Here is a 4159-nt window from a genome sequence, read left to right on the forward strand (position 1 = left end):
GTCGGCGAGCGCGCCGGCGCTGACTGGCCCTGGAAAGCACGAGCGCTGGCAGGACCACCACGGGTCCCGCCAGCCACGCCAGCGGCCCGTAGAAGGCCACTGCGAGCAGCGTGCACACCACGGCCAGACCGAGCAGCCACAGCGGCCGCCGTCCGCCTGAGCGGGCCCTCACAGCCCCGCCTCGCGGGCCAGCTGCTGCCGCTCGAAGCCTTCGAGGTCGTCGATCTCCTCGTCCCCCCACGCAGGGTTGCCGAGCCAGTCATCGCGGAGCCGCTGCCCGCCGGCGTTGTACCAGGCGCCGCAGGGGCACGAGATGTCTCCCTGGCCGCGCCAGCGCTCGACCTGCTGCCCGCACTTCTCGCAGGGCTTGGTCCACGTGGGCTTCTCGTCATCGAACATCGCACATGCCTTCCGATCGGTGACGGATGGTCAGTCCGTCGAGGTTGGTGCCTTCGACACTACCGGCCAGCACCGACAGCCGGCCACGGGTTGTGGCCCAGAGGCAGGCGGCATGGGGTGCCTGGCCTCTGGGGGCACCATGAGCCCCCCTCGGTCGGTGGGCTGAGCCCCGGCAAGGCTCGGCACCCACCGGACCGAGGGGGTCAGCGGGTGGTGCTGGGAATGGTCGCCAGCCGCTGGTCCTCGAGGACCACCCGTATCTCCAGCGACGGGTCGTCCCGGTCGAGGTCGAGCACCACCCCCGGCAGTGGGCGATCCTTCTCGTCACGGTGTTGATACACCGCTAGGCGCAGGCCTCCGACGGCCCCGAGGATCACGGCCAGGTCGGCATCCCCGGGCCAGATGTCAGCGTGCACCTCCAGTGCCTCGGAGTGTTGCCGGATCGGGTAGGCGTTCCAGTGCCCGCCGCCGCTGCCCTCGCGGGAGATCGCTTCCTCGGCGGTGTCGGCCTCGATGGGCATCGAGGTGTAGGTCACGACCCACTCGGCCATCACCGCACCTCCTCGTCATCGTTGAACTTGCGGATCAGACGCAGGTCCTCCAGATGCCGCTGGTGCTCCTGGTCGGGGACCAGGTAGCAGTCACCGGCGTGCGGTCCGTGGAAGATCGCGTGGGCATGCAGCCTGGACCAGTCGGTGGCTGCGGTGATGACGGCGACGTCGGCGACTCGACAGTGCTGGTCGACCAGGTCGAGCAGTGCCCAGCGCACCTGGGTGACGGTGGCGGCGTTCGGGCTCTCGGGCAGCGCCACGACCACGTGCAGGCTCTGGTGCGGGTCCTCGTCATCGTTCGGCTCGGCCCACACCTGCCAGGACCCGACGTCGACGAACCCGGCCTCCGCCGTCGGGTGGAAGGTGCACCCGGTCAGCATGATCTCGTCGCGGTCCTCGCCAGCCGCCACCTCGACCCCGTCCAGAAGCAGCCGGACCGGGCCGGTGTCAGGGTCGACGGTCAGGATCCCGAAGTGCAGGTGCACGCTCACGACGCCTCCCCAGCGGCCCAGTCGCGCTCGTCGCGGCCCTCGACGTACTGTCCGCCCGGCGGACTGGCCAGAGCGGCCCGCAGCGGCTCCTGGAGCCCTGCGCTGGCCCGCGCCAGGCACTCGTCGCGGTGCTGGACCCAGTCGGCCCACTCCCACCCGGCCCCGGCGTCGATCGAGAACACCTCGACCTGCTCACCGCTGGCCTCCTGACCCAGGACCGCGACGGTCACCTCGTTGGGTCCGTCCGGGTCCCGCACAACGAGGACCTCGGCCAGCGCCGGTCCACCCGCGCACTCGGTGATCACCTGCTCGACGTCGAGGATGAACAGCCCTCGACGCCGATCGGTGTACCAGAGCCCAGGCACCGCGCCGACGTGCTCGCCGTTGCCGATGTGCGGAATGTAGAGGTGCGCCGCGGCGAAGTCCACCTCCTCGGGCAGGACCAGGTCCTCGACCTCCCCCTGCCCCTGCCAGCCGGCGATGTCCAGCCAGTCGCCCTGATCGGACGCGCTCAGGTGAACCCGCTCGACGCTCGGGTGCTGGTCCTTGGTCTGCCTGGCGATCGCGTAGGCCGCGGCCCGCATCTCCTGCGCGGTCGCGGCGATCACGGTGCCTGTCAGCTGATCCATGCGCCGAACTGCCTGCTCAACGGTGGTGCTCATCGTCCCCTCCTCGGGGGTCTGGTGTGAGCGATGGTCAGCCGCTCACCGTCTGGTTGGTGTCTTCGACGCTACCGCCCAGCACCGACAACCCGACCCCTTCTAACCCCGCCCGCGACCCCGAGCCAGGCGGCATGGGGTGCCGGACCTGGGGGCAGGGACGTATCTCTTGCGCCGTTAGCGCATAACGCGCAGGAGCAGTTCGTTGTGGTACTCGTTGGTGCTCGCCGACCACACTGCGGATAGCAGACCGGTCACGGCGAGGATGGTTAGGAGGAGATCCTCTCCTCCTCCAGCCGGGTGATGAAGCGGTGAGAGGTTCGGTACAAGTGAACCTTCACGGGCATGGGCAATCACCGCATCCCCTGCTGGTCGGTCCTTTTCGTCGACATTCGTTGACCACAGCTTGTCGAATGACTCCCAGACGTGATCTGGAACTTCACGTCCGTCAGGGCCCAGCCACCTGTCAAGGTTGCTCGCCGCTATCGACATGAGCGCAGCAGGAGTCAGCCCATCCGCGGAATCCGGGTCAATCTGGTCGTAGAAGTGGCTGAAGCCTGCGCGATCCCCGAACGAGCTACAGAGGTCAGCCAATAGCCGGATGCAACGGGTCCTTTGCGCCCCCTCTACCGAATACAACTCCATGTTGTACCGCTCGGCGGCTTCGTCGAGCACGGCCTGTAGTGCCTCGATGGTGAGCGGACCCTTGCGCTCTTGGTCAGCGATGAGCGGCCCTGCGTCACGCAGCAACTGTTCTGCGACTGAGCGGCTGACTTGATCGTCATCCGACCGATTGTTCTTCTTCCTTCTCGACGCACGTCCCATGGGGGTCGAGGCTACTGGCCATTGCTTGGTGCCGTCAGGGTTTGCTGTGGCGCAGGCTGTGGGCCATCCCGGAAACCCTGTGTGTCCTGGTCGGGGGTGATCTCATAGGCGAAACTGCAGCAGCCGTACTCCTCTGCGGCGGCGCCTGCCTCAGCTTCGGTGGCGTACGTCCCGAGGACCTGGGTGACTGCGCAGTTCAGAACTGCCCACCGGTGGTTCATCGGCGTATCGAGGCTCTCGTCAGATGTCATCCCTGGACCTTCGACCCTTCAACTTCTGCCAAGGCGCGGGGTCGGTGGTCCTGGACGGTGTGCCAAGGCGCCTTGTTGGTCCAGGAGTAGCCGGTCTCCACGGCCACCGTCTTGGCGTTGCACCGGGCCACGGTGTGCCAGGAGCCCCCGATCTTGACCAGGTCGCCCACGGCGACGTTCTCGCGGCCGTAGTTGGTGGCCTGCCCGGTCTCGAGCTGTTCGGCGCGCACCTTCTGCCAGTGCTCAAGGTCGGCACGGTGGATCGCGAGCTGGTCCTCGAGGTCCTGGCGCCGATGCCCCGCCGCGGCGGACTGCTCGAGCGCGCGCTCCATGCGCCGGATCTCGGCTCCGAGCCGCTCGATCCGGTTGGCGACGGTCACTGGGTTGTGCCGGTACTGCGGCCCGGCAGCGGCGGTCGCCGCGGCCGCGGCTGCGGCGTTGGCGCGCTCCTGGTGCTCGATGTTGGCTTCCATGTGTGAGCGGATCTTGCGGGCGTCCCGCTCGGCCCTGGCCTGGGAGTGGTGCCCGAGCAGGATCGGCTGACCGAACGGGATCCCGTCGGCGATCTTGCGGGAGGCGGCATACCGCTGATCGGCTTTGGTCTGCTCCCGCTCAGCCCGGTCCGCGAGCCTGCCGGATCGCGCTTGGGCACGCTCGGCCCGGCGTGCCTCGGCCTCCTCGCGGTTTCCAGTTGTGGTGTCGATCGACACCTCGACCTCGAAGCCGGCCTCTCGCAGCTGGCGGGCGGTCTGCTCGATCAACGGCCGCTTGGGTGCAGCGTCGCGACTGCGCGGAACGAACCACAGCCCGATGCTGCGACCCCACCGCCAACCCAACGCCTTGACGACCTCGGCCGAACCATCCCCTCGGGATGTGCCCAGCAGCAAAGTTCCTTCAGCCTCGGTGTGCTCGATGGTCAACGTCATGACCCCTCCTCGGGTCTCGGGTGAGCGATGGTCAGCCGCTCACAAGTGGTGGTGTCT

General features: G+C 68.2%; 6 protein-coding genes. All 6 read right to left on the bottom strand.

Annotated elements, in window-relative coordinates:
• Window positions 1-168: 168 nt before the first annotated feature.
• The 6 genes from BN11_RS12640 to BN11_RS12670 all read right to left on the bottom strand — a co-directional run bounded on the left by BN11_RS12640 (window position 169) and on the right by BN11_RS12670 (window position 4102).
• On the bottom strand, window positions 169-399 hold the full coding sequence (locus BN11_RS12640; protein WP_048698235.1) for a hypothetical protein: 231 nt from the start codon (window positions 397-399) through the stop codon (window positions 169-171).
• Between the two features lie 203 nt (window positions 400-602).
• Window positions 603-950 carry a hypothetical protein gene (locus tag BN11_RS12645; protein ID WP_048698238.1) on the bottom strand — a complete coding sequence of 116 codons (348 nt, stop codon included), beginning with the start codon at window positions 948-950 and terminating at the stop codon, window positions 603-605.
• Window positions 950-1441, bottom strand: a complete 492-nt coding sequence (locus BN11_RS12650) for a hypothetical protein (RefSeq protein WP_157044125.1) — start codon at window positions 1439-1441, stop codon at window positions 950-952. Before BN11_RS12650 ends, BN11_RS12645 begins: the two co-directional genes overlap by 1 nt.
• Entirely contained in the window at window positions 1438-2103 is a 666-nt protein-coding gene (locus BN11_RS24705; RefSeq protein WP_201329258.1) for a hypothetical protein, read from the bottom strand. The genes BN11_RS12650 and BN11_RS24705 overlap by 4 nt, the downstream gene beginning before the upstream one ends.
• Window positions 2104-2277: 174 nt before the next feature.
• Window positions 2278-2925 (bottom strand): hypothetical protein, encoded by a 648-nt coding sequence (locus BN11_RS12660; RefSeq protein WP_157044126.1) that lies wholly within the window; start codon window positions 2923-2925, stop codon window positions 2278-2280.
• Between the two features lie 247 nt (window positions 2926-3172).
• On the bottom strand, window positions 3173-4102 hold the full coding sequence (locus tag BN11_RS12670; protein WP_048698244.1) for a DUF3560 domain-containing protein: 930 nt from the start codon (window positions 4100-4102) through the stop codon (window positions 3173-3175).
• Window positions 4103-4159: the final 57 nt, after the last annotated feature.

Origin of the sequence: Nostocoides australiense Ben110 (genome assembly GCF_001050535.1) — a bacterium.
In the GTDB taxonomy this organism is placed as follows: domain Bacteria; phylum Actinomycetota; class Actinomycetes; order Actinomycetales; family Dermatophilaceae; genus Nostocoides_A; species Nostocoides_A australiense.

Coding starts and splice junctions, on each gene's coding strand:
- BN11_RS12645 (WP_048698238.1), bottom strand. CDS start 950: ATGGCCGAGTGGGTCGTGACCTACACCTCGATGCCCATCGAGGCCGAC.
- BN11_RS12670 (WP_048698244.1), bottom strand. CDS start 4,102: ATGACGTTGACCATCGAGCACACCGAGGCTGAAGGAACTTTGCTGCTG.
- BN11_RS12640 (WP_048698235.1), bottom strand. CDS start 399: ATGTTCGATGACGAGAAGCCCACGTGGACCAAGCCCTGCGAGAAGTGC.
- BN11_RS12660 (WP_157044126.1), bottom strand. CDS start 2,925: ATGGGACGTGCGTCGAGAAGGAAGAAGAACAATCGGTCGGATGACGAT.
- BN11_RS24705 (WP_201329258.1), bottom strand. CDS start 2,103: ATGAGCACCACCGTTGAGCAGGCAGTTCGGCGCATGGATCAGCTGACA.